The 242-nt window shown below is 64.5% G+C and carries 1 pseudogene; it reads left to right on the forward strand.

Annotated features, from left to right (window positions below):
* Positions 1-242: pseudogene (locus tag SB765_RS33015) on the forward strand (nitrite/sulfite reductase); the annotation flags it as partial.

A 242-nucleotide genomic window follows, 5' to 3' on the forward strand; every position in this document is an offset into this window, starting at 1 on the left:
GTGCGAGATCGTCCGTCAGTGGACCACCTTCCACCCGGAATTCGCTTACCTGCCGCGCAAGTTCAAAATCGCCATCAACGGCTCGCAAGAAGACCGCGCCGCCATCGAAGTACACGACATCGGCCTGGAGCCGGTGCGCAACGCTGCCGGCGAGCTGGGCTTCCGTGTGCTGGTCGGCGGTGGCCTGGGCCGTACCCCGGTGGTCGGCTCGTTCATCAACGAATTCCTGCCGTGGCAAGACC

The organism is Pseudomonas sp. SIMBA_067, assembly GCF_046534675.1.
Taxonomy (GTDB): domain Bacteria; phylum Pseudomonadota; class Gammaproteobacteria; order Pseudomonadales; family Pseudomonadaceae; genus Aquipseudomonas; species Aquipseudomonas putida.